Annotated in this window: 18 protein-coding genes and 1 tRNA gene; 8 read left to right on the plus strand and 11 right to left on the minus strand. The window is 66.6% G+C overall.

Going from position 1 to position 21,794, the window contains the following annotated elements; translation table 11 throughout:
• Positions 1–34 precede the first annotated feature (34 nt).
• From LPN01_RS03660 to LPN01_RS03670, 3 genes are all read left to right on the plus strand, one after another.
• The gene (locus tag LPN01_RS03660; protein WP_262826973.1) at positions 35–1,438 is read left to right on the plus strand and encodes a dihydrolipoyl dehydrogenase; all 1,404 of its coding nucleotides are present in this window, start codon (positions 35–37) and stop codon (positions 1,436–1,438) included.
• A gap of 30 nt (positions 1,439–1,468) precedes the next feature.
• Complete coding sequence (locus LPN01_RS03665; protein ID WP_262826974.1) at positions 1,469–2,098, plus strand: glutathione S-transferase family protein; 630 nt, start codon at positions 1,469–1,471, stop codon at positions 2,096–2,098.
• Between the two features lie 210 nt (positions 2,099–2,308).
• Positions 2,309–2,941, plus strand: a complete 633-nt coding sequence (locus tag LPN01_RS03670) for a tyrosine-type recombinase/integrase (RefSeq protein ID WP_262826975.1) — start codon at positions 2,309–2,311, stop codon at positions 2,939–2,941.
• A 218-nt stretch (positions 2,942–3,159) separates the two neighbouring features.
• Here the strand turns inward: LPN01_RS03670 and LPN01_RS03675 are convergent, their stop codons facing one another.
• The 4 genes from LPN01_RS03675 to LPN01_RS03690 all read right to left on the minus strand — a co-directional run bounded on the left by LPN01_RS03675 (position 3,160) and on the right by LPN01_RS03690 (position 8,832).
• Entirely contained in the window at positions 3,160–4,467 is a 1,308-nt protein-coding gene (locus tag LPN01_RS03675; protein ID WP_262826976.1) for an NAD(P)/FAD-dependent oxidoreductase, read from the minus strand.
• A gap of 132 nt (positions 4,468–4,599) precedes the next feature.
• Entirely contained in the window at positions 4,600–6,036 is a 1,437-nt protein-coding gene (locus LPN01_RS03680) for an efflux transporter outer membrane subunit (protein WP_262826977.1), read from the minus strand.
• A complete protein-coding gene (locus tag LPN01_RS03685) occupies positions 6,036–7,220 on the minus strand; it encodes an HlyD family secretion protein (RefSeq protein ID WP_262826978.1) in 1,185 nt (394 codons plus the stop codon). Before LPN01_RS03685 ends, LPN01_RS03680 begins: the two co-directional genes overlap by 1 nt.
• Before the next feature lie 4 nt (positions 7,221–7,224).
• On the minus strand, positions 7,225–8,832 hold the full coding sequence (locus tag LPN01_RS03690; protein WP_262826979.1) for an MFS transporter: 1,608 nt from the start codon (positions 8,830–8,832) through the stop codon (positions 7,225–7,227).
• Positions 8,833–9,009: 177 nt separating this feature from the next.
• Between LPN01_RS03690 and LPN01_RS03695 the strand changes: the two genes are divergently transcribed.
• The gene (locus tag LPN01_RS03695) at positions 9,010–9,555 is read left to right on the plus strand and encodes a TetR/AcrR family transcriptional regulator (RefSeq protein ID WP_262826980.1); all 546 of its coding nucleotides are present in this window, start codon (positions 9,010–9,012) and stop codon (positions 9,553–9,555) included.
• Between the two features lie 87 nt (positions 9,556–9,642).
• Here the strand turns inward: LPN01_RS03695 and LPN01_RS03700 are convergent, their stop codons facing one another.
• From LPN01_RS03700 to LPN01_RS03720, 5 genes are all read right to left on the minus strand, one after another.
• Positions 9,643–10,746 (minus strand): Gfo/Idh/MocA family protein, encoded by a 1,104-nt coding sequence (locus LPN01_RS03700; protein WP_262826981.1) that lies wholly within the window; start codon positions 10,744–10,746, stop codon positions 9,643–9,645.
• Positions 10,743–11,474: an SDR family oxidoreductase gene (locus LPN01_RS03705; protein WP_262826982.1), complete on the minus strand. Its 732-nt coding sequence runs from the start codon at positions 11,472–11,474 to the stop codon at positions 10,743–10,745. The genes LPN01_RS03700 and LPN01_RS03705 overlap by 4 nt, the downstream gene beginning before the upstream one ends.
• Positions 11,475–11,538: 64 nt before the next feature.
• Positions 11,539–12,024, minus strand: coding sequence for a MarR family winged helix-turn-helix transcriptional regulator (locus LPN01_RS03710; RefSeq protein ID WP_262826983.1), 486 nt, complete (start codon positions 12,022–12,024; stop codon positions 11,539–11,541).
• Entirely contained in the window at positions 12,021–12,446 is a 426-nt protein-coding gene (locus LPN01_RS03715) for an organic hydroperoxide resistance protein (protein WP_262826984.1), read from the minus strand. The genes LPN01_RS03710 and LPN01_RS03715 overlap by 4 nt, the downstream gene beginning before the upstream one ends.
• A gap of 360 nt (positions 12,447–12,806) precedes the next feature.
• Positions 12,807–14,099, minus strand: coding sequence for a tyrosine-type recombinase/integrase (locus LPN01_RS03720; protein ID WP_262826985.1), 1,293 nt, complete (start codon positions 14,097–14,099; stop codon positions 12,807–12,809).
• 119 nt (positions 14,100–14,218) lie between these two features.
• On the opposite strand from LPN01_RS03720, the gene LPN01_RS03725 reads away from it, so the two are divergent.
• The 4 genes from LPN01_RS03725 (at position 14,219) to LPN01_RS03740 (ending at position 18,336) form a co-directional block, all read left to right on the plus strand.
• A tRNA-Lys gene (locus LPN01_RS03725) sits at positions 14,219–14,301 on the plus strand.
• Positions 14,302–14,909: 608 nt separating this feature from the next.
• Positions 14,910–15,983 (plus strand): acyltransferase family protein, encoded by a 1,074-nt coding sequence (locus LPN01_RS03730; protein WP_262826986.1) that lies wholly within the window; start codon positions 14,910–14,912, stop codon positions 15,981–15,983.
• 206 nt (positions 15,984–16,189) lie between these two features.
• Positions 16,190–17,731, plus strand: a complete 1,542-nt coding sequence (locus tag LPN01_RS03735) for a sensor histidine kinase (protein ID WP_262826987.1) — start codon at positions 16,190–16,192, stop codon at positions 17,729–17,731.
• Positions 17,728–18,336: a response regulator transcription factor gene (locus LPN01_RS03740; protein ID WP_262826988.1), complete on the plus strand. Its 609-nt coding sequence runs from the start codon at positions 17,728–17,730 to the stop codon at positions 18,334–18,336. Before LPN01_RS03735 ends, LPN01_RS03740 begins: the two co-directional genes overlap by 4 nt.
• Positions 18,337–18,685: 349 nt before the next feature.
• Here the strand turns inward: LPN01_RS03740 and LPN01_RS03745 are convergent, their stop codons facing one another.
• On the minus strand, positions 18,686–19,750 hold the full coding sequence (locus tag LPN01_RS03745) for a PLP-dependent cysteine synthase family protein (RefSeq protein ID WP_262826989.1): 1,065 nt from the start codon (positions 19,748–19,750) through the stop codon (positions 18,686–18,688).
• A complete protein-coding gene (locus LPN01_RS03750) occupies positions 19,747–21,786 on the minus strand; it encodes a M3 family metallopeptidase (protein ID WP_262826990.1) in 2,040 nt (679 codons plus the stop codon). Before LPN01_RS03750 ends, LPN01_RS03745 begins: the two co-directional genes overlap by 4 nt.
• Positions 21,787–21,794 lie beyond the last annotated feature (8 nt).

Below are 21,794 nucleotides of genomic sequence, written 5' to 3' on the forward strand. Positions count from 1 at the left end.
TTCCCACCGCGCGTGCCGCTACCAAGGAACAGCCATGGCCGACCTGACATGCGACGTGGCCGTCATCGGCGCGGGAACCGCCGGCCTTGCCGCCGAACGCAGCGCGCGAGCGACCGGCGCGCGCACGCTGCTGATCGACGATCGTTTCGCCGGCACGACCTGCGCGACGGTGGGCTGCATGCCCTCCAAGCTGCTGATCGCGGCCGGCAAGTCCGCAGCCGCGGTCCGGCTCGCGCCGGTCTTCGGCATCGACGCGCCCGCGCCGCGCGTGGACGGTGTCGCGGTGATGGCGCGGGTGCGGGCGGAACGGGACAAGTTCGTCGCCGCCACGCGCAAGTCCTTCGACAAGCTACCCGAAGGCACGACGATACAGGCAACCGCGCGCATCCAGGACGCCGCGACCTTGCGGCTCGACGATGGCCGCACGGTGTCGGCGCGCGCCGTCGTGATCGCGACCGGGTCCAAACCCACCATCCCGCAAGCCTACCAATCGCTGGGCGATCTGGTGCTCACGAGCGACACGATCTTCGATCTGGTCGATCTTCCGCGATCCGTGGCGGTGATCGGCACCGGGCCGCTCGGCGTGGAACTTGCGCACGGGCTGGCGCAACTCGGTGTAGAGGTCGAGGTGTTCGGCCAGAACGGATCGCTCGCTGGCGTAAAGGACGAGGCGGTCATGGCGGATCTCTGCCGCATCCTGCGCAAGGTCATTGCCGTTCGGCTGGACGTGACGGTGGAGGCGCAGCGGCACGCTGGCGGCGCGCTGCTGCGCTGGAGCGGGGCCGAGAGCGGCGAAAAGGTGTTCGAGCGGGTGCTCGTAGCGACCGGACGCCGGCCGTCGCTCGACCGGCTCGATCTCGCCGCGGCGGGGTTGGCGCTCGATGACAAGGGCGTGCCACTGTTTGACCGGCACACCATGCAGTGCGGCGACGCAACCGTGTTCATCGCCGGCGATGCCGATGCGGACGCGCCGATCCTGCACGAGGCCTCCACCGAAGGCGCGATCGCCGGCACAAACGCGGCCTCCTTCCCAGAGGTGAAACCGACGGAACGTGCGCTCCCGTTCTCGATCACCTTCACCGATCCTCCGGTCGCGGCGGTCGGCGATCCCGCCGGAGACGACAGCGTGATCGGATGCGCGTCCTACGAGGATCAGGGACGCGCCAAGGTGGAGGCGCGCGCGGAAGGATGCGTGCGGATCTACGCCGCGCCGGGCGACGGCCGGCTGACCGGTGCCGCCATGATCGGCCCTGGCATGGAGCATATCGCCCATCTGCTCACGCTAGCGATCACGCAGCGCATGACCGCCACCGAGTTGCTGCGCCTGCCCTTCTACCACCCCACCCTCGAAGAGGGGCTGAAGCCTGCCCTCAGGCAGATCTGCCACTCGGTGCACGCCCCCATTCCTGTCGACAGCGGTGATCCGGCGGGCGCCTGAGCCACCCCTCCATTCTCGAAAGACGACATCATGCTGACCCTCCACCATCTTGAACACTCCCGCTCGCAGCGCGTGCTGTGGCTGCTGGAGGAACTGGGCGTGCCCTATGAACTCGTCCGGTACGCGCGCACCGACCAGCGCCGCGCACCACCCGCGCTGAGCCGGGTGCATCCGCTCGGCAAGTCCCCCGTGCTGGTCGACGGCGACCTCGTTCTGGCCGAGTCCTCGGCGATTCTGCGCTATCTCGACGACCGCTACGGCCAGGGCCGCTTCACGCCGGCCGCGGGGGCCGACGATTTCTGGCGGCATCAGGAATGGCTCGACTATGTCGAGAGTTCGGCGGTGCTGCCGGTCATGCTGGGCCTGCTCGGCCGGATGACCGGGGAAGCAGGACCGAAGACCGACGGCTTCTGCCAGGAAGAGGCTGGCAAGGCGCTCGACTACATCGCTGATGGGCTAGGCACCAACCCGTTCCTGATGGGCGAGCGCGTCATGCTCGCGGACATGCAGATGACCTATTATCTCGGCATGGCGAAGAGGACAGGCTTGCTCGATGTCCGATCGACGTTGCTCGCCTATCTGGACCGCCTGGAGCAGCAGCCCGGGTTCCGGCGTGCCGAAAGCAAGGGCGGCCCGATGATGGCGCCAGCGGACGCCTGATCGACGCTGGCATCTTCGCGACTACGTTGATCTGCACCCGACCGAGCCCGCTATCGACGGGACTGCGGCGAGTTGGCGGAACGGCTGTTTTCGGGATGCCCGGCTGATTTACCGAACGGCCGGGAATGGGTCGGGAGCCGACAACGGCGCGCGATCCCACCCTCGTGACCACGTTCATGCCACGGCCAATCACGGCCGTGGAGACGAACAATGGGACATGCACAATATGATCCTGCCACGCATCGCCGCCCTGTGTGGAATGCGGGCAAGACGGTCGGCACAAAGCGACCGCTGACGCAGAAGCAAATCTGGGCCGTTCGCTTCTTCCTGGATCGAGAGGGGCGCCTTCGTGACAGGGCGCTGTTCGACCTGGCGATCGACAGCAAGTTGCGAGGCTGCGATCTCGTGAAGATCAAGATCGGCGACCTCGTCTCCGGGCCTGATATCAGAACTCGAGCGATCGTCATGCAGCAGAAGACCGGACGCCCTGTTCAGTTCGAGCTTACGGCCGATGTCAGAGCAAGTCTCCTCGCATGGCTCGAACGTCGCGGTGGTACCGTCCACGACTACGCTTTTCCGAGCCGCGTCGATTATGCGGGTCATCTTAGCACAAGACAGTACGCCCGGCTCGTAGACGAGTGGGTCGATGCGGTCGGACTTCGTCGCGCCGAATACGGGACGCACTCGCTTCGCCGTACGAAAGCATCGATGATCTACAAGGCTACCGGGAACCTTCGGGCGATCCAGATCCTGCTGGGTCACACGAAGATCGAGAACACTGTCAGGTACCTCGGCGTCGACATCGAGGATGCCCTAGTCCTCGCAGAACGGACCGAAATCTGACCTTGGAGCGGCCCATCTCACGAGGGATGGGCCGTTCCTACACCCTCCGACAGCTGCCGGCCCGATAGCGGTCGCAGCCGCGACAAATTGCCGATCTCGAGTGCGGAGAATCTGAGCCGGTCTATGACATCTGGAAACGCTTTAGAAAGCTGGTGAAGTGCTGCTGTCCGAACTGACCGGTTGCAAGAGATGCAGTGCGTGCGCCATGCGGAACGGTATCAGGATAATCGGGCTTTAGGTCGTACGCGCCGCGCGAGTGTGTCGGCCAGCCACAAGACGCTGCCCCGTAGAACGCCATGAAGACGCGCTTGATAGCTGCGGTAGAGCATGGCGTGGCCGAGCTGCGCGATACGGCCACGGATGAATCCGCCATCGAAGAAGCCGAACCGTCCCAAGGAGCCATAAGCATCGAAGCCGCCCAGTGAGACCAGCGAGCCGAAATCTCGGTAAGTAGCGGCCGGCGCCTGCTTCCCTACAATCAGGGCCGGCAGATGCCGGCACAAATATAGCGCCTGCTGGTGCGCAGCCTGCGCCGTCGTCGGCACCGGGATATCACGTCCGGGAAGCCGCAGACTCGCGCAATCCCCAACTGCAAAAATGTGCGGATCCACGGGGCTCGCCAGCGTCGGACCTACGACTAACTGCCCAGATCGGGTGCGCTCCAGATCACCGAGCGTATCCAGAAGAGCGGGAGCCTTTACCCCGGCGGCCCACACCATCAGGTCCGCAGCGATCCGTTCGCCACCGCCGAGTTGGAAGCCATCTCCATCCGCCGACGCCACCCGTGCGCTCGTCCGAACGGAAACGCCAAGCTGTTCAAGCTTACGATGCGCAGCGTCCGCCACGCGCTCGGGAAAAGGCGCGAGTAGGCGTGGTCCGGACTCGATCAGTACCACTTTGAGATAGGTCGACGCGCCATTTGCGCCATATTGCTCGGCCACAACAGCGATCTGCACCAGTTCTGCCGCAAGCTCCACGCCCGTAGCACCACCTCCCACGATGCCGATCGTCAGCGGCTCCCTGGACCAGACGGCTTGCAGGAGGCGGACGCGCAGTCGATCATTGAAGGCAATGGCCTCGGAGCGAGAGTCGATCTTGGCGCAGTAATCGGCCACACCGGGAGTGCCGAAGTCGTTTGCTCGGCTACCCACTGCCAGCACGAGCGTATCGTACGACACCGTTCGTGCCGGCACGATCTCGACGTCGCCAAGGCGCAGTGGAGCAACCTGGACCTCTCGCCGGTGCCGATCGATCGATATCGCCTCTCCAGGCTGATAAGCAAAGCCGTGACTACGCGCGTGTGCCGAGAAGACAGTCTCCTGGGTTCGTGCGTCCGAAGTCCCTGCCGCGATTGTGTGAAGCATCGGCTTCCAGACGTAGGCAGCTTCCTTGTCGACCAGGGTAACCTCGATCGGTTGGCCACCCACTTTCGTGCGGGCGAGATGCGTCGCGATGTCGAGGCCGGCAACCCCACCACCAATTATCACCAGCTCGTGCCGGCCCGCGACTTGATGCGTCGTCGTCATTTCACGCCATCCACGGCAAGCCGCTTTGACACGGCCTCGCCTATTACGATTCCGCCGCCTGTCACGAGTACTACCCTCTCGACTAACATGCGTCTCTCCTCGTGTCTGTAATCCACTGGAATTGGTGCTTCCTCATTTCGACGACCCATTCGCCTGGGCGGCGCGAGCGGACGGCGGACCTGACGTCGACGAGAGGTAGCGCTCGTCCCACCCGCCGCCAAGCGCGGCCCATAGCTGGACAAGATTGTTCAGCTGAGCCTCGCGCACGCTGATCGCGTCGAGATCGGCCTGGAACAGGTTCCGCTGCGCATCGAGCTCCTCAATATAGGCAGCGTAGCCACCACGGTAACGATCTCGCGCCAGCACGAGCGAGCGCTGGAGAATGGCGCGGCGGTTTCGCACCCGTTCGATCTGCTCGCGCAGGCGGCGTTCACCGGACAGGGCGTTCTCTACCTCGCTGAAGGCGGTCAGCACCGTGGCGCGATAGGCGAACGCCGCCTGGTCGCGTTGTGCGGTGGCCGTGTCGAGATTCGCGGTCAGTGCCCCGCCGGCAAAGATAGGCGCAAGCACGCTGGCACCGACACTCCAGAGCGTCACCGGATTCCAGTCCAGCGCGTCTACGAACAGCGCGCCCGCCGATCCGGTCAGCTGTATATCGGGCAGGAACTCGGCGCGGCGCGAGGCGATCTGCCGGTCGGCGGCAACAAGCGCATATTCGGCGCCGACCAGATCGGGACGGCGGCGCAGCAGCGTGGAGGACAGGCCGGCGGGCGTCGCGGGCAGCGTGAGGTTCTGCAGCCCGCCCCGGATGATCGGCCCAGGCATGGCCCCGGTGAGGCGGCGCAGCGCATTCTCCTGCACCCGGAACGCCTGTTCCAGCTGCGGGATGGTCTGCGCCACCGCCTCATATTCAGACTGCGCCTGGGTCAGCTCGAACTGCGAGCTGTATCCCAGGGTCGCCCGATCGGTGGCGATGCGCAACGCTTCCTGCCGGCTGGTCAGCGTCTCCCGGCTGACCTGCACCTGCGCACCAAGCGACAGCAGCGTGATATAGCCGCGCACCGTGGCGGAGATCACCGACAGCCGGATCGCATCACGATCCGCCTGGCTGGCGACATATTGCGCGCGTGCCGCCCCTTGGAGCGCGCGGACCCGCCCGGAGATGTCGAGGTTCCATGCCGCGCTGACCTGCGGCTGCGCGAACGCGGAATTGGCGCCCACGCCCGCCGTCTGGCTCAAGGCGCGTTGCGCGCCCACTGGGCCCTGCGCGTCGAGCGTCGGCAGTCGCTGGGAGCGCGCCAGCCGTGTCGCCGCTTCCGCTTCCTCGACGCGCGCCGCAGCGGTCAGCACGTCGGTGTTATAGGCGAGCGCCCGCTCCACGAGCGGCGGAAGCGCCGGATCGTTCAGTCGCTGCCACCAGGCTGCGTCCACAGGGACAGTCCCGGCGGCTACGGGATCGCGCCATTCCGCGGGTGGCGCGACGGCGGCGAGGGGGGAGACGGGCCGCGCATGAGGAACACAGGCCGCCAGCATCAGCGCCGCGCTACCCGCCAGCAAGAGCGCGCGCATCACCGTTCCTGCTCGCGCGGGGAGACGGCATCGGCGGTATCGACGCGCGCGACGACCGACATGCCGGGCCGCAACCGTTTCGCCAGCGGCTGATCCGCGTCGATTCGGATGCGCACCGGGATGCGCTGGACGATCTTGGTGAAATTGCCGCTGGCATTGTCCGGCCGCAGCACGCTGAACTCGGAGCCGGTCGCCGGCGCGATCTGCTCGATCCGACCGGTCAGGCGCGCATCGTCGAGCGCATCGACCCTGAAGCTTGCCGGCTGGCCGATCCGCATCCGCGCGGTTTGCGTCTCCTTGAAGTTGCCGACCACCCAAAGCTGCTCGGGCACCAGGAACATCAGCTGAGACCCCGCCGCGACGTACTGACCGACGCGAACCGAAGCCTCGCCGATCTGCCCATCGCGCGGCGCACGGATCAGCGTATTGGCAAGATTGATACGGGCAAGGTCGACCTGCGCCTGCGCCTGTTCGACTTTGCCCTCCAGCGATGCACGAGACACCCGCGTCGACAGGATCGTCTGCCGCTGGCTGTCGATCCCGGCTTCCGCACGCGTGACCCCGGCCTCGGCGGCAAGCTTGGTGGCGCGCACCTGATCGCGCTCCCGGAACGAGACAGACCCGCGGCTGGCGAGTTCGCTGACCCGCAGCAGGTCGGCCTCCGCGCGAACCAGTTCCGACTGCGCCTGCTGCCGGTCCGCGACGCGAGTGCGCAGCGTCGCTTCGTTCTGCCCCACGGTCTGTTCCCAATTGGCAAGATCGGCGCGCGCCACCTTCAACTGCGCCAGCGCCTGATCGAGCTGCTGGCGATAGATGCGGTCGTCGATCCGCATCAGCAGCTGGCCGCGTTTCACCGGCGCGAAGTCGCGCACGGCGACCTCCACGACATAGCCGTTCACCTGCGGCGCCATCGCCGTGATTTGGCCGCGGACATAGGCGTTCTCGGTCGTGCGGTCGTCGCTGGCGAACGGCCACAGCTTCCAGGCGTAGAGCACGACCAGCACGCCGATGAGGAAGACGACGACCATCGCGATCACGACCTTCGCGGTCGGCTTGATCGTCTTGGGCGGCGGGGCCTCTCCCGCCGGCTCGGCCCGCGGCGACGTCTCCTCCGCCGGCGTGGATACCGCCGGCGGCGCGGCGTCGGTAGTCTCCGTGTCAGGAACGGATCGGGTATCGGTCATCGGGTCATACCGCGGTTGCGCCGGCAGACGCGCCGGCTGGTTGTGGACTGTCTTTCGAAGCGCGAGCCGCCCTGGCGACGAGGAACACCGACCAGAGCAGGAAGAGGCCGGCGAGGATCGCGTTGAGCGTGAAGACGTCGTTGAACGCACGCACATTGGCCTCGCGTGTCGCGGTTTGCGCTAGCAGACCGACGCCCTGCGCCTGACGCCGCACCGGATCGGTGATCTGCGCGGCATAGATCTGGCCCTGCTGCGCCAGGCGCTGTGCCACTACCGGATCGCCGGGATCGAAATTGGCGTTTATCTGAGCCGAATATTCATGCTCGCGCACCTGCTGGAACGTGCCGTAGACCGCCGGGCCAGCCAGCCCGCCGAGCGACTGGGTGACGGCGAACAGCACCGCGAAGGTGACGATATGGTCCGCCCCCTTCGACAGCGCCTTCATCACCCCGACCAGCAGCAACGGCCCCATGAACAGGCCCGACGCGACCGCCAGCAGGAACTGGCTGACCATCATGTCGTGCGGCCGTGTGTCGCTGGTTGCGTCATTGTCGATCAGCGAACCGATCACGATCAGGACGACCGACCCGACCAACTGGACCGGGATCGCCTTCGGTCCGAAGGTGAGCGCGGAGATAGCGACGCCGACGATGATGCCGGCCAGCATCACACCGTAGAAAAGCTGGAGCTGATCCGGCCCCATGCCCAACGTGCGCAGCAGCCCGGTCGCGGCATAGGTCTGCTCGGACAGCAGCATCCGCATCCCGAACGCGCCGAGCGCGAAGCGGGCGGTTTCGGCGGTGCCCAGCCAGCGGGTCTTGATGAGCGGGTTTGCGCGGTAATGCTCGATCGTGAAGGCAACAATGAACAGGCCGAGCGCCACGATCAGGGCGGCGGCGATCCATGGCTGCTCGGTCCACCACTGCGTCCGCCCCTGCGCCAGCACCGCGCCGACCAGCGCGAAGGCCGGGGCCAGCAGCGCGAAGGTGACGAAGTCCATCGCCTCGAACGCCTTGATGCGGATGCCCGGAGGCAGCTTCAGCACGATGCAGGCTGCAAGCGTGCACAGCGCCAGCCCGAATTCGAACAGGTACAGCGTCTGCCAGTCGCCGAGATCCAGCAGGGGTGGTGAGAGCAGCCACGCCATCGGCGTCCAGACTTGCGACACGCCCAACGCCACGCATAGCCCCTGTCCCAGCTTCGCCTTGGGGAACGCCTGCAATATGTAGAACAGGGCAAGCGCGCTCATCGGCGCGGCGGCGAAACCGGCAACCGCGCGCACCAGGACTGCCGCCTCATAGCTCTGGATCAGCAGGTACAGGGTCGTAATCGCCAGATAGGCCAACAGGCCGGCTTCCGCAAACCGCCGGATGCCGAACTGCTGTCGGCATTTGAACAGGATCAGGTTCGACGAGACGTTGACCATCACATAGGCGGCGGGCAGCCAGGTACCCTGCACCGGGGTCAGGCCGAGCGCGCCCTGGATTTGCGGCAGGTTGGCCGACACCAGCGCATTGCCGAAGCCGGCCGTGGCGCTCGCCAGCACGCCGACCAGCAGATACGCCGCCCGCCGTCCGGCGCTGTGCCGGGGGGTCGATGGCGATCCGGGCATCGACGGCTTCTCGTCCTCTTCCCAGTCGGGAAGCGGATCGAGCGGCTGGGCCTGGACCGCGCTCAGGACGAGCGCTCGGTGACGAAGGATTGCATGGGCGTAAGCGAGCCGTGAGATGAGGTGGACAAACGGACAATATTTGTCCAGTTATGGCTGAACACGGAACGGAGTTCAAGGTTGCGAAAGGATGCTGCGGCACGGCGTGAAAAGCTTATCGGGGTCGCGGCGGCGCTGTTCGAGCGTGACGGCTACGACATTCCGCTGGAGGCCGTGATCGAGGCGGCGGGGCTGGGCCGCGGGACGCTGTACCGAAACTTTCCCGATCGGGCGGCACTGATGGCGGCGGTGCTGGCCCACAAGGTCATGAGCGTCGAGCGGTTCGTTGAGGAGCATCAGGACGATGCGACGTTGCTCAAGACCTTCGTCCGACACCAAGGGCTTGTGGTGACGCTGCATTCACCCGCTATCCTGAGCTTGCAGGCAGATGCTTCGCGCAAGCAGGAATTGAAACTTCTGACTGAGCGCGCCTCCGTGCTGCTCGAAACGATCGTCGTTCGTTCCTGTGCGGCGGGCACACTCCGGCCGGATGTCACGGTGAACCATCTTCGCCTCGTCACGCGCATGCTGATGACGACGGCAACGGAACCGGCAGAGGAGCAGGCCGCCAGCCTGGACATGGCGATCGATATCGTGATGCGGGGCCTCGAACCGCGCGATGCATGATGCCGGACCATCGCCTATCCAGAGAGCGGCAGCGTCTCCATCTTCTTTGCCAATCAGACTACGGGCTGTCCTGGATGCCAGACCAGATCAAAGCTGGATCCGGTTTCCGGTCGCGGCCGCGCGCGCGATCGTGTCGAGCAGGCAGTGGTGCTTCACGGCTTCGGCGAAGTCGGGCAGCGGGTCTGTGGCATCGGGGCCTTGCGCGAAGCGGGCATAGGCCTCGCCGACATTGACCGGAAAGCCGGAGACCTCGTCCGGCATGGTGCGGTAGGCCGGCGGCACGTCGATGCGCGACAGTCCGGCATCGTCGCCGCGTCCGCCCCACAGCGACAGCTCGACCATCTGCATGTGGCCGTTGTCTGCGGTGATCCGCAGGTCGCCGTCCGTGCCGTTGATTTCCCACAGCAGGTTGGTACCGCGACACAGGCCGCCGCGATAATGTGCGCTCACCACGGCGCCGCTTTCCAGCACGCCGCCGACGACGATCTGGTCGGCGGCCTCCATCGGCCGCTGCTCGCCCGTCTCCTGAATGGTGACCGTCTTGCGCCGCGTCTCCAGTCTGGCCTCGACTTCGCGAAAGTCGCCCAGCACCCAGCACAGCGCATCGAGCGTGTGGCCGAACGGAATGGTGAACGCGGTGGCACCGTTCTCGCGATCATAGAGGTAGGCCTGCCGCTCCGACGTGCTTGCCGCCCCGATCATGGCGGAGCCGACCAGCGTGGTCGACAGCACCTCGCCGACATAGCCGTCACGGACCAGATCACGGACATAGCGGACGAGCGGCGAGGAGCGCGCCTGCAACCCGACGGCGGTACGGATGCCCAGCGCCTGCGCGCGCGCGGCCATGGCCTCGGCGTCCGCCAGCGTGCGGCCGAGCGGCCATTCGCAATAGACCATCTTGCCGGCATCGAGCGCCGCATCCACCAACGCCCGGTGGTGCGGCACCTTGACGGTGACTGCAACAAGATCGACCGCCGGATCGCGTGCCAGAGACGCGGCATCCGGAAAGGCCTGCGGGATACCACACGCCTCGGCGGCGCGCTGCGAAGAACCCATGCTGCTGTTGGCGACGCCGACCAGCGCATAGTCGGGTAGCGCGCGGAGTGCCGGAACATGGGCGGTCGCCGCCCAGCTTCGCCCCGGCGTGAGGCCGACGATGCCGACGCCGATCTTCCTGTCCGTCCCGCTCATGGTGCGACCTGCTTGACGGGGCGAAGCAGGATCTCCTCCACCAGCACGCGCGGCGGCTGCGCGAAAGCATAGACCAACGCCTGCGCCACGTCCTCGCCCGCCATCGCATCGAGTTGCGCCCAGCGCTGCGCCATCGCATCGGCGACATTCGCGCCGAACTCGGTGCGCACCGCACCCGGCTCGATCACCGACACGCGGATACCCTCCTCGCCCAGTTCCTTGCGCAGCGCGTCGTGGAAGCCGACCACCGCGAACTTGGTGGCGCTGTACACGGACCAGTTCGGGACGCCGTAGCGCCCACCGACGCTCGACACCGAGCAGATCATCGCACCGGCACGACCACGCAGCAGCGGGATGGCGGCCTGGGTACAATGCAGCACGCCGTACAGATTGACGTCGATCATGCGGGTCCAGTCCGCCGGATCGCTCTGCTCGAAGGGTGCGTTCACGCCCAGGCCGGCATTGTTGAACAGCAGGTCCAGCCCACCGAACCGCTCCCGCACCAAGTCGAAGACCGTCGCGACCTGCGCCGGATCGGCGACATCGGCGGCGACCGCCACGGCGTCGGGGCCAAGCTCGGCGGCAAGCGCCTCGATCCGCTCGCGTCGGCGCGCCACCAGCACCACTCGTACGCCCTCGGCGACGAGCAGCCGTGCCGCCGCCTCGCCGATGCCGCTCGACGCCCCGGTGACCACCGCGACTTTCCCCGACAAATCCTGCATCTTCATATATCAACTCCAAGGCGACCCATCGGTCGCAGCTCATGGTTGTCTCGATTCATCACGCGGTAGGTCAGCCGGCCTTCGATCCTCCAGCGCGCGTGCTGTGCTGCGCCAGGACGGATACGAGATCGCGCACCCGCTCACGCAGGTCATCGAGATTATCGGGCGTGTAGCCGTTCGCCATCGTCTCGGGCACATGCACGGCCTTGTCGCGGAGCGCCTTGCCCTTATCAGTGAGGGTGATCAGGACGCGCCGCTCGTCGCCGGGATCGCGGGCACGGGCGACAAGCCCGGCCGCTTCCATGCGCTTGAGCAGCGGCGTCAGCGTGCCGCTGTCCAGATAAAGCCGCGCACCCAACGCGCCCACCGTCTGCGGCTGTTGCTCCCACAGCACCAGCATGACGAGGTATTGCGGGTAGGTGAGGCCGAGCGCGCCAAGCACCGGTCCGTAGAGGCGGTTGAGCAGGTTGGTGGCGGCGTAGAGTGGGAAGCAGACCTGCCGGTCCAGCAGGAGCGGATCGTCCTCCCGCTCTCGCGCTGCCACCGGGGCACTCATCGCGTGGTCACGTTGAGCTGGACGTCGACGTTGCCCTTTACGGCGTTGGAATAGGGACAGACGGCGTGTGCGGCCTGAACGATCTCCTCGGCCTTTGCCTGATCGAGGCCGGTGATCGCGACGTCGAGCGTCACCGCAAGCATGAAGCCACCCTGGCCATTGGGTAGCAGGCTGACCTCGCCCACCACCTCGATATCGTCGTCGCGCACCTTGTCGGCCTGCGTACGCGTCACATGGATGACGGCATTTTCGAAACAAGCTGCATATCCGGCCGCGAAAAGCTGCTCCGGGTTGGTGGCGCCCCCCTTGCCGCCCAGTTCCTTCGGCATCGCGAGTTGCAGGTCGAGCAGTCCATCGTCGCTGCGGATGGTGCCGTTGCGTCCGCCGATCGCTGTGGCCTTGGCGGTGTAGAGGTGGTTCATAACGTGCCCAGTCATATCTTGCGCCGACCGGAGATGGCAGGTGCTCTAGCGCATATGGGCGCAATTACATTGGGCGCAATATGATTGCGCAATCCTCCTACTTACCTCAAGCTTAAGGCCATCTAACTTGTGGACCGTTTTCGAGACGGAAGGTCCGAGAGGCGCGGGGCTGACCGACAGGAAAGTTCTCAATGTCAGCTGTTCCGGTTTCCACGAGCAGCAAGGTGAATAAACGGCAGGTTATGGGCTAACGCCGGTCAGGCCGAACGTCGGGAATTGGGTCGGAAGCCGCCCGGCAGCTCAGCGGCGGGCACGACCATCCTCGGCAAGAGCACTAGCCTCGCGCCGCGTTTGTGCGCCTTAGATGAAGCCGATCTGCTCGGTCTCAGCGCCTGCGTTCTTCTTCCTACGGGAGGCTCGGGCCGCCCGCTTTGTAGGCTGTTCCGTCACGAGCTTTTGAACTTCAGCGCCCCAGACTTCGAGAGCTGCCCTTTTCTCGGCTGCGAAGCCATAGCGCTGGTACACTCCGACGATACCGCTTCGACTTCCCGAGACATGGTTCAAAACCGCCTCGGTGACTTCCAGTCGAACGCCGAGTCGCTGGAGCCCCGTTGCCGCCGTCCGTCGAATGTCGTGGAGCGTCCAGTCACGTACCACACCGAGTTTTTCAAGCATTGCAGCCCGTAGCCGCGCCTGAACCTTGCTGAAGCCGCTCGGTCCATTCTGCGGCTGACCTTTCGCCGGAAACAACTTGGGGCTGTCCGGCACCTCGTCAATCTTCTTGAGAACGGCAAGTGCCTCCCGGGAAAGCGGAACGAAGTGGCGCTCACCGTTCTTCGCCCGCTCAGCGGGTATCCACCACTCACCACGTTTGAGGTCGAACTCGCTACGGTCCGCGCTGAACACCTCATCGCGCCGCTGCCCGGTCAGGATCAACAATTTTAATGCAGGCCCCCAAGGAAGCGGTTCGGCCTCTAACAGCTTCCACAGGGTCACAAGCTCCCGGTCGTCGAGCACGCGGTCGCGAGCCTTCGGCGCCTTCGGACGGCCGGCGTCTCGGCACGGGTTTGTAGGAAGTCGATCTAGCCTGGGTAGTGCCCACGAGTAGAATGCGGACAATTGCGCATGGACGTTGCGCGCCATCACCGGCGCTGTAGCGGCGACGCTGTCGACCAGTGCCGTGATGTCCCCCCGGGTCACCGCGTCCGCCATTCGGTCACCCAGCACCGGGATCACGTAGTTTTCGAGAACCCGCTTCATCTCCCCGACGGATCGGCGATCTGCCTTCGCGGCCAGATAATCTGGGACCATGCTGCGGATCGTGAGCGTGCTGGTTCGCTTGCTCGGTGTCCTCAGTTTCGAACTGAGGTCCCCGCCGGTCTCGATGTCGCTGATGATCGAGCGGGCCTTCTTCCGGGCGTCGGCAAGACCGAAACGAGCACCGTACTGGCCGATCGTCATGTTCTTGATCCTGCCCCCTACCCGCTTGCGGACGATGAAGGTCTTCAAGCCGGTGGCGCCGATCCGGACCCGAAGCCCTGGAACCGCGGGATCGCTGACCTCGATCTGGCCCCGCTCCGGTGCCTTCAAACCCTTCAGCTTCGCGTCGGTGAGTCCCGTCTTGTTACCTAGGATGTTACCTATGTTCTTCATTTGTCCGGCCTCGATTCAGGACCCGCTGAGGTGTTACCTTAGGTATCACTTGGGGTCAGATACCCCGGTAAACTGCGGGAAACCTTGGGATAATGCAATGGCGGAATTCCGCGCTTTTTGGACGTTACGGGGCCTCGCGGGACACCCCAAAAAATGACTCTTAATCAGCGGGTCCTTGGTTCGAGCCCAAGTGCGTCCACCACCCTTCCGACAGTCACGAATGACCCGCCGTATGCCGATGCGCTATCCTCGCACGGACGCATGGGCAGCCAGGCACGTGCTGCGTCAGAGGCGGATTGGGCAATCGCCCGCGATGCGTCGTCCGCGAATAGAGTGCAGCGGCCTTCCCGAAATGGAACGCGGCACGACAGTGGCTGATCCGAATTCTGCGGCGCCGGCTTGACCAAATCCAGCAAACGTCATGATGCCATGCGGCATGGCGATCACACTTGGCGTGCGGCCAACACTTGCATCGGCGCTCTTTCGAGCCGGTTAATCGCGATGCTGCAATCGTTTCACTGGAGCGATCCGCCTCCGCGTGCAAGCTGAACGTCACGACCGCCGGTTACCGAAGATAACGACGATCGACACGGGCATCGATCCGATATGACATTTACGGGCCAATGGCCTCGCCCGGGTAATCGCCCGAAATAGGCTGGCCTTCGTCTTCCCCGGGTTTTTCCCGGATAGCGGTTCCGATGTCCCGCGCCGACAGATGCCACCCAACAGCGCAACAAGATCGGACACCGTTGTGACATTCCTGTCGGGATGTGCAGCTGCGATCGTGTTCGTTTCAATTGGGAACTGCACATGATCGTTGCGGAGACGCTCGAACCGCGTCCGGCCAGAGTCCATGCCTTCGACACCGCGCGCGGTTGCGCCGTCGTGCTGGTCGTGTTCATGCACGTGACCGAACGATTGCAGCTCGAAGCGCCGCTGTCTGCCGGACTGACGCTGTTCAACTGGAGCGCGGCGTCGATCCGCATGCCGCTGCTGTTCATGCTGAGCGGCGTGCTTGCCAACGGCTATCTGACCCGCGGGCTGCAAGATGTCGGGCGGCGGTCGACCCACTTCGTCTGGCTGCTGTTCGTCTGGGGCGTCGTCGCGACCATGGTATCGCTGATCGGATCGCCGGCTCCCGCCGCTTTCTCGAGCCAGATCCGGTCGATCCTGCTGCCGGATTCACCGCTGTGGTTCATCTGGGCCCTGGCCATGTTCACCGCGGTCATACCGTTCGTCGCCCGCAGGCCGCGCGCGCAGATCGTCGGGATCGCGCTCGTGATCTCGTGCCTGTCCTATCTTCCGTCGATCCGGGACATGCTGCCCGACGTGCCCGTGCTGAAGACGGCGCGGCATGGCGTGTATTTCTACGTCGGGCTCACCTATGCCCGGTCCATCGTCGATTTCACTGTCGGACGCAGCGCACGTTCGATCGCGCTCCTGGTGGGCGCGACGCTGGTGCTGCATGCCGCGAACGGGATTACCGATCGGTGGCTTCACCTCTCGCTGCTGCTGATCCCGGAAAAGTTCACCCTGTCGATCCTCGCGCTCGCACTGGCCGCCAGCCTGCCGCAGACGCGACTTGCGCTCGGTCTGCAATGGCTCGGCAGAAACACGCTGCCGATCTTCCTGGGACATATGCTGTTCGTCGACTATCTCGTGCGGTGGCCGATAGGTATCGGGCAACTGGAGCGATCGGCGGTGATTACGCTGTGTTCGGTCATCGCATCGCTCGGGCTAAAGAAATGCATCGATTCGGCAGGGCTCGGGTGGATGTATCGCATGCCGACGGCCATCGCCACGTCCGGCGCCTTTACGGCGCCGGACGGGCACAGGACACGAAAGATACCCGGCATCCTCGCCCGCGCCCGCGACGCGATTTAACTGTCGTGCGTCGTCCAGACGCGAGACGTCACGATACGACATGTTTCGCGATGACATGGCGCCCGGTAACGGGCATGGCACATGTACCGTGCGGCAACGGCGATGGACGGTCGCAAAGCCGATCGCAATTGCATATCCGCCTGGCGAGGGCCTTCGACATCTTTCCGGTTGCCATGAACAGGATGCGGACTTGGGGGCGGGCGGCCGTGCCGACGCGCCGCGACCTGCCCTGGCTGCTCCTCTATGCATTCGCCTTTGCGGCCATGCATGCATTTGCGGCGCCGTGGGGCGGCGGCGGCTTCTATTCCCTGTGGTTTCCCGTCGCGGGTGCGCGGCTGGCGCTGATCTGGCGGTGTGGCGCCAGGTTGACCCTGTCGGTCGCCGCCGTCGAACTCGCCGTCGACATGCTGACGGGCGCGATCGACCCGCTCGACCGTGGCGCCATGGCAGGGATCGTCGGCGTCCTGCGATCGGTCATCGCCTACGGACTGACGGTGGCGGCGGTGCGACGCTGGACCGATGGCGCCGAGCGCGAGCTGCTCGCGGGGCCGATGCCGTTCGGCCTCGCCGCGGTCATCGCGCCGATCGCCGCGGCGCTGTGCGCGCTGCCGCAGGCAATGTGGCGCCCCGAACTGACCGGCGTCGGCGACGTACCGCAGGTCATCCTGTCGCTCTCCGCCTTCGCGGTGGGCGACCTGCTCGGCACGCTGATCGTCGCGCCACCGCTGATCTGGCTCGACGAACGCGGGCGCGAGGGGTGGCCGGGCATCAGGATCACGCCCCGACATGTGCTCGAAGCCGTGATCGTTCTGATCGCGGGCGTGGTCCTTACCGACCTGCTGCACCGTGCCGGACTGGGGCTGCAGCCCATGCCGGTGCTCCTCGCCGCCGTATGGATCGGCCTGCGCCTGGGGCGGGTCGCCGCGTGGCTGGCCGTCGTCCTGCTTTTCGCCGCGGTCCTTCCGGCGACGGCGGACGCGACGACGATGGAATTGCGCCTGCAGCTTCATCTGGCCTTCGCCTCGCTGGCCGTGACGGCCTATCTCGCCGGCAGTTTCTCCGACGCGCTCGTCGTCGCGCGTGCCACACTCGTGCGGCGCGACCGGATGCTGTTCCAGGCCGAGCGGCTCAAGACGTTGCGGGCCATGTCCGTCGCGGTCATCCACGAAATCAGCCAGCCGCTGTCGACGCTCGCGATCGAGGCCAAGTATCTCCACGAGATCGCGGCCGGGTCCGATCCGGAAATCGCCGCCGGCGCCGCATTGCTTGACCGAAAGGCGCGCAGCCTGGCGGAACTGGTCCGCCGCCTGCGCCGGTTCGGCGGGCGGTCCGTCGAGGGACAGGCCCCCCTCCCCATCGCCGCGCTGGTCGAGACGGTGCGGCACATCTGCGTGCCGGAAGCGAAGGCGGCAAGGGTCGCGCTGGACGTGGCCGATATCGAGCCCGACCTGATCGTCAGCGCGCATGAGATCGAGCTGTCGCAGGCGCTCATCAATCTCGTCCGGAACGCCGTGAAGGCCTGCGACGGGCACGTGGTCCGCATCGCCGCCGAGCGCGCCGTTCGCACCGCCGTCATCACCGTGGAAAACCACGCCCCGCCCCGCGCGCCGGGCGGCGACGGCATGGGCATCGGCCTGCTGGTCGCCCGCGCGATCGTCGAGGCGCACGACGGCCGGCTGGAGCGCGCCGACCATGCCGGACAGGTGGTGCACCGCGTCGTCCTGCCTCTCGCACGAGCATCGCAATGACCCTTCAACCGGCCGGCCTGTCGAATGTCTATGTCGTCGACGACGATCCCGACCTCGCGGCGAGCGTCGCGCGCCTGCTGTCGCGCCACGGTTACGTCGCGGAGCCGTTCGCCGATCCTGTGGCGGCACTGGCCGCGCTATCGACGGGCTGGGCGCATTGCATCGTGACGGACGTGATGATGGGCGAGCTGGACGGCTTCGGCTTTGCGGATCGGGTCCGGGGGATCGATACCTCCGTGGCGGTCGTCTTCATGACCGCGTGGCCGACCGCGGCGGACGCGGTCGACGCCATCCGTCGCCACCGCGGCCTCGACTATCTCGAAAAGCCGATCGACGAGGATCGCCTGCTCGCGGCGGTGGGCGAAGGGGTACGGTGGTCGAAGCGGTGCAGATCGGATGCCGCGCGGATCGCCGCCTTGACCCCGCGGGAACACGAGGTGTTCCGCTTGCTGGCGCGCGGACATGTGAACAAGGTCATCGCGGACCGGATGGGCATCAGCCCGAAGACCGTGGAAGACCATCGCGCCGCGGTGCTTGCCAAGACCGGATCGCAGAACCTCGCCCAGGTCATCGCGCTGGCGGCAGCCCTGTCCGATCGATCCTGATCCGGAACCGGGCGACGGTCGGGACCGGAGCAGGCGTGTGGGCGTCGTCCTGACGCCTGCGAATTGCGCCGGACGGCTGCCGTTCCGTGCGCAGCGGTCCACGCGCGCGGCCGACTACGCCCTGTACAAGTCGGTCCGGCGGCAAGCGGCCTGCGCAATCCCGAACCGCCACGGATCCGACACGCGGACGGGAGACGACGGATGCGTCCGCGCGACCCGATCGTGAGGCCCCGGTCACCGTCGGGAAGCGGCGCGGCGCGTCGGACCGCCCATCAACCGTCCGCGTGCGGGCGTGCGCCACCAGCGGGGGTACCGCCGCTTCCCCCACGGCCATCGGCCCGCCCCATCGTCAGCCGAGGAACCGGCGCGCCCGTGCATGCGCCGGTTGCCAGTCGACCGCGCGTGCCGCCAGCCAGGCATCGTCATAATAGGTGCAGGCATAGCGTTCGCCGCCGTCGCACAGCAGCGTGACGATGCTGCCCGCCCCCCCCGCCGCCAGCAATGTGTCGGCAACGGCCATGCAGCCGATCAGGTTGGTGCCCGTCGACCCGCCGACGCGCCGTCCGAGCCGATCCGACAGCGCCTTCATCGCGCCGATGCTGTCGGCATCCGCCACCCCGATCATCCGGTCGATGACCGACGGGATGAAGCTCGGCTCGACCCGCGGCCGGCCGATGCCCTCGATACAGCTCGCGCAACCCTCCGGCAGTGCGGTGACGGCCGGATCGGCGAAATGGCGGTGGAAGACCGAGTGGACCGGATCGGCGACGCACAGCCGGGTGGCGTGGCGCGAATAGCGGATGAAGCGTCCGATGGTCGCCGACGTGCCGCCCGTGCCCGCGCCACAGACGATCCAGGCGGGCACCGGATGCTCCTCGAACGTCATCTGCGCGAAGATGCTTTCGGCGATATTGTTGTTGCCGCGCCAGTCGGTCGCGCGCTCGGCATAGGTGAACTGGTCGATGTAATGACCGCCGGTTTCCGCGGCGAGGCGGTGCGCGACGTCATAGACGGTGCGCGGATCGTCGACCATGTGGATCTCGCCGCCGTAGAAGCGGATCGCGTCGAGCTTGGGCGCGGCGGTACTCGCCGGCACCACCGCGATGAAGCGCAGGCCGAGCATGCGCGCGAAATAGGCTTCGCTGACCGCCGTCGAGCCGGACGACGCCTCGATCACGCACGTATCCGGCCCGATCCACGCATTGCACAGCGCATAGAGGAACAGCGACCGCGCCAGCCGATGCTTCAGGCTGCCCGTCGGATGCGAACTTTCGTCCTTCAGATACAACGTGATGCCGGGGTGGTGCGGCAAATCGAGGCGGATGAGATGGGTGTCGGCCGAGCGGTTGTAATCCGCCTCGATCCGCCGGACCGCCTCGGCTGCCCAGCCGCGCGTCGTCGATACGGCGGTCATCGCAGGCCGTGCCGGACCAGCATCGCCGACGGATCGGCGTCGCGCCCGCGGAACGCGCGGAAGCTGTCCGCGGCGGGCCGCGTCGCCCCGCGCGAGAGCACCTGTTCGCGGAACAGGTCGCCGGTCGCGCGATCGACCAGCCCCGCCTCGACGAACCGCTGGAATCCGTCGGCGGCAAGCAATTCGGCCCAGAGGTAGCTGTAATAGCCCGATGCGTAGCCGCCCGCGAAGATATGGCTGAACGCATGCGGGAAACGCTGCCACGCGGGCGGGCGGATCACCGCGATCTCGTCGCGCACCGCCTCGATGACCTCCATCGGGTCGGACCCCATCGTGCCCAGATGCAGCAGCAGATCGAACAGCGCGAATTCGACCTGGCGGACGATGAACAGCCCCGCCTGGAAATGCCGCGCCGTCACCATCCGGTCGAACAGGTCGCCGGGCAGCGGCGCGCCCGTCTCGTGATGCCCGGACATGCCGGTCAGCACGTCGCGATCCCAGGCGAAATCCTCCATCAGCTGGCTCGGCAGCTCGATCGCGTCCCATTCGAAGCCGCTCGTCCCGGCGATGCTCGGCCGGTCGACCCGCGTGAACAGGTGGTGCAGGCAATGCCCCGTCTCGTGCAACAGCGTCGTGACGTCGTTGTGGCTGAGCAGCGACGGCGTCTCGCCCCCCTGCGGCGCGAAATTGCAGACGAGATAGGCGACCGGCACCGTAGAGATGTTGCCGTCGCGCAGCCGCGGCCGCGCCTCGCCCATCCACGCGCCGCCGCGCTTGCCCGTGCGCGCGTGAAGATCGACATACAGGCCCGCGATCGCCGCGCCGCGTTCGTCGATCAGGTCGTAATAGTGCGCGTCGGGATGATAGGTCGCGACGTCCGCGCGCCGCGCCAATCGCACCCCGAACAGCCGCGTCAGCAGCGCCTGCCACCCCTCGACCACGCGCGCGACGGGGAAATAGCCGCGCACCTCCTGCTCGTCGACCGCATAGCGCGCCTGGCGCAGGCGATTGGCGACGAAGCCGACGTCCCACGGTTGCAGGTCGTCGATGCCGAGCGTTTCCGCCGCGAAGGCGCGCATCTCGTCCAGGTCGCGCATCGCCGCCGGTCGCGCACGGGTGCCGAGGTCGCGGAGGAAGGCGAGCACCTCGCCCGCGTTCGGCGCCATCTTGGTGGCGAGCGACCAGGCGACCGGATCGGCGAATCCGAGCAGCGCCGCCGCCTCGCGCCGCAGCGCCAGGATGCGGGCGATGCGCGGCCCGTTGTCGAACCGACCCGCGTCGGGTCCGCGATCGGACGCGCGCGTGCCGAACGCTTCGTAGACGCGGGCGCGCAGCGTGCGATTCTCCGCGAAGGTCAGGACCGCGCTGACGCTCGGCTGGTGCAGCGTGACGCGCCAGCCCTCGCCGCCATGCGCCGCCGCGGCGTCGCGGAACATCGCCTTGTCCGCATCCGGGATACCGGCAAGGTCGGCTTCGTCGGCGACGTCGAGCGTCCAGGCTTCGGTCGCATCGAGCACCGCACTGCCGAAGTCGTTGGACAGCGACGACAATTCGACCGACACCGCCCGGAACCGGTCGCGTGCCCCGGCATCCAGCGCGACGCCCGACAGGGTGAAGTCGCGGATCGCATGCTCGACCGCGACGCGATCGGCGACCGGCAATCCGGCGAAGTCGGGCGACACCGACAAGGCGACGAGCACGTCGTACAGGTCGCGGTTCTGACCGACCGCCATCGCATTCTCGACCAGCCGCGCCTGTCCCTCGGCATGCGCGGCCCGCAACGCCGGCGTGTCCGCCACCGCATGCAGGTGCGACACCGCCGACCAGATCGCGTCGAGCGCGACGTTGGCGCGTTCCAGCGGCAGCCATGCCTCGGCGAAGGTGGTCGGCCGCGCGGTGGTGATCGCCGCGACGGTCGCGGCGTGATCCGCGATCGCGGCATCGAGCGCGGGTGCGATCAGCGCGGGCGTGATCTCGGCGAAACGCGGCAGCGCCAGCGTGTCGAGCAGCGGATTGGTCGTCGGTCCGGAGTCCATCGCCCGCC

Origin of the sequence: Sphingomonas sp. A2-49, from assembly GCF_025548555.1 — a bacterium.
Lineage (GTDB): Bacteria > Pseudomonadota > Alphaproteobacteria > Sphingomonadales > Sphingomonadaceae > Sphingomonas.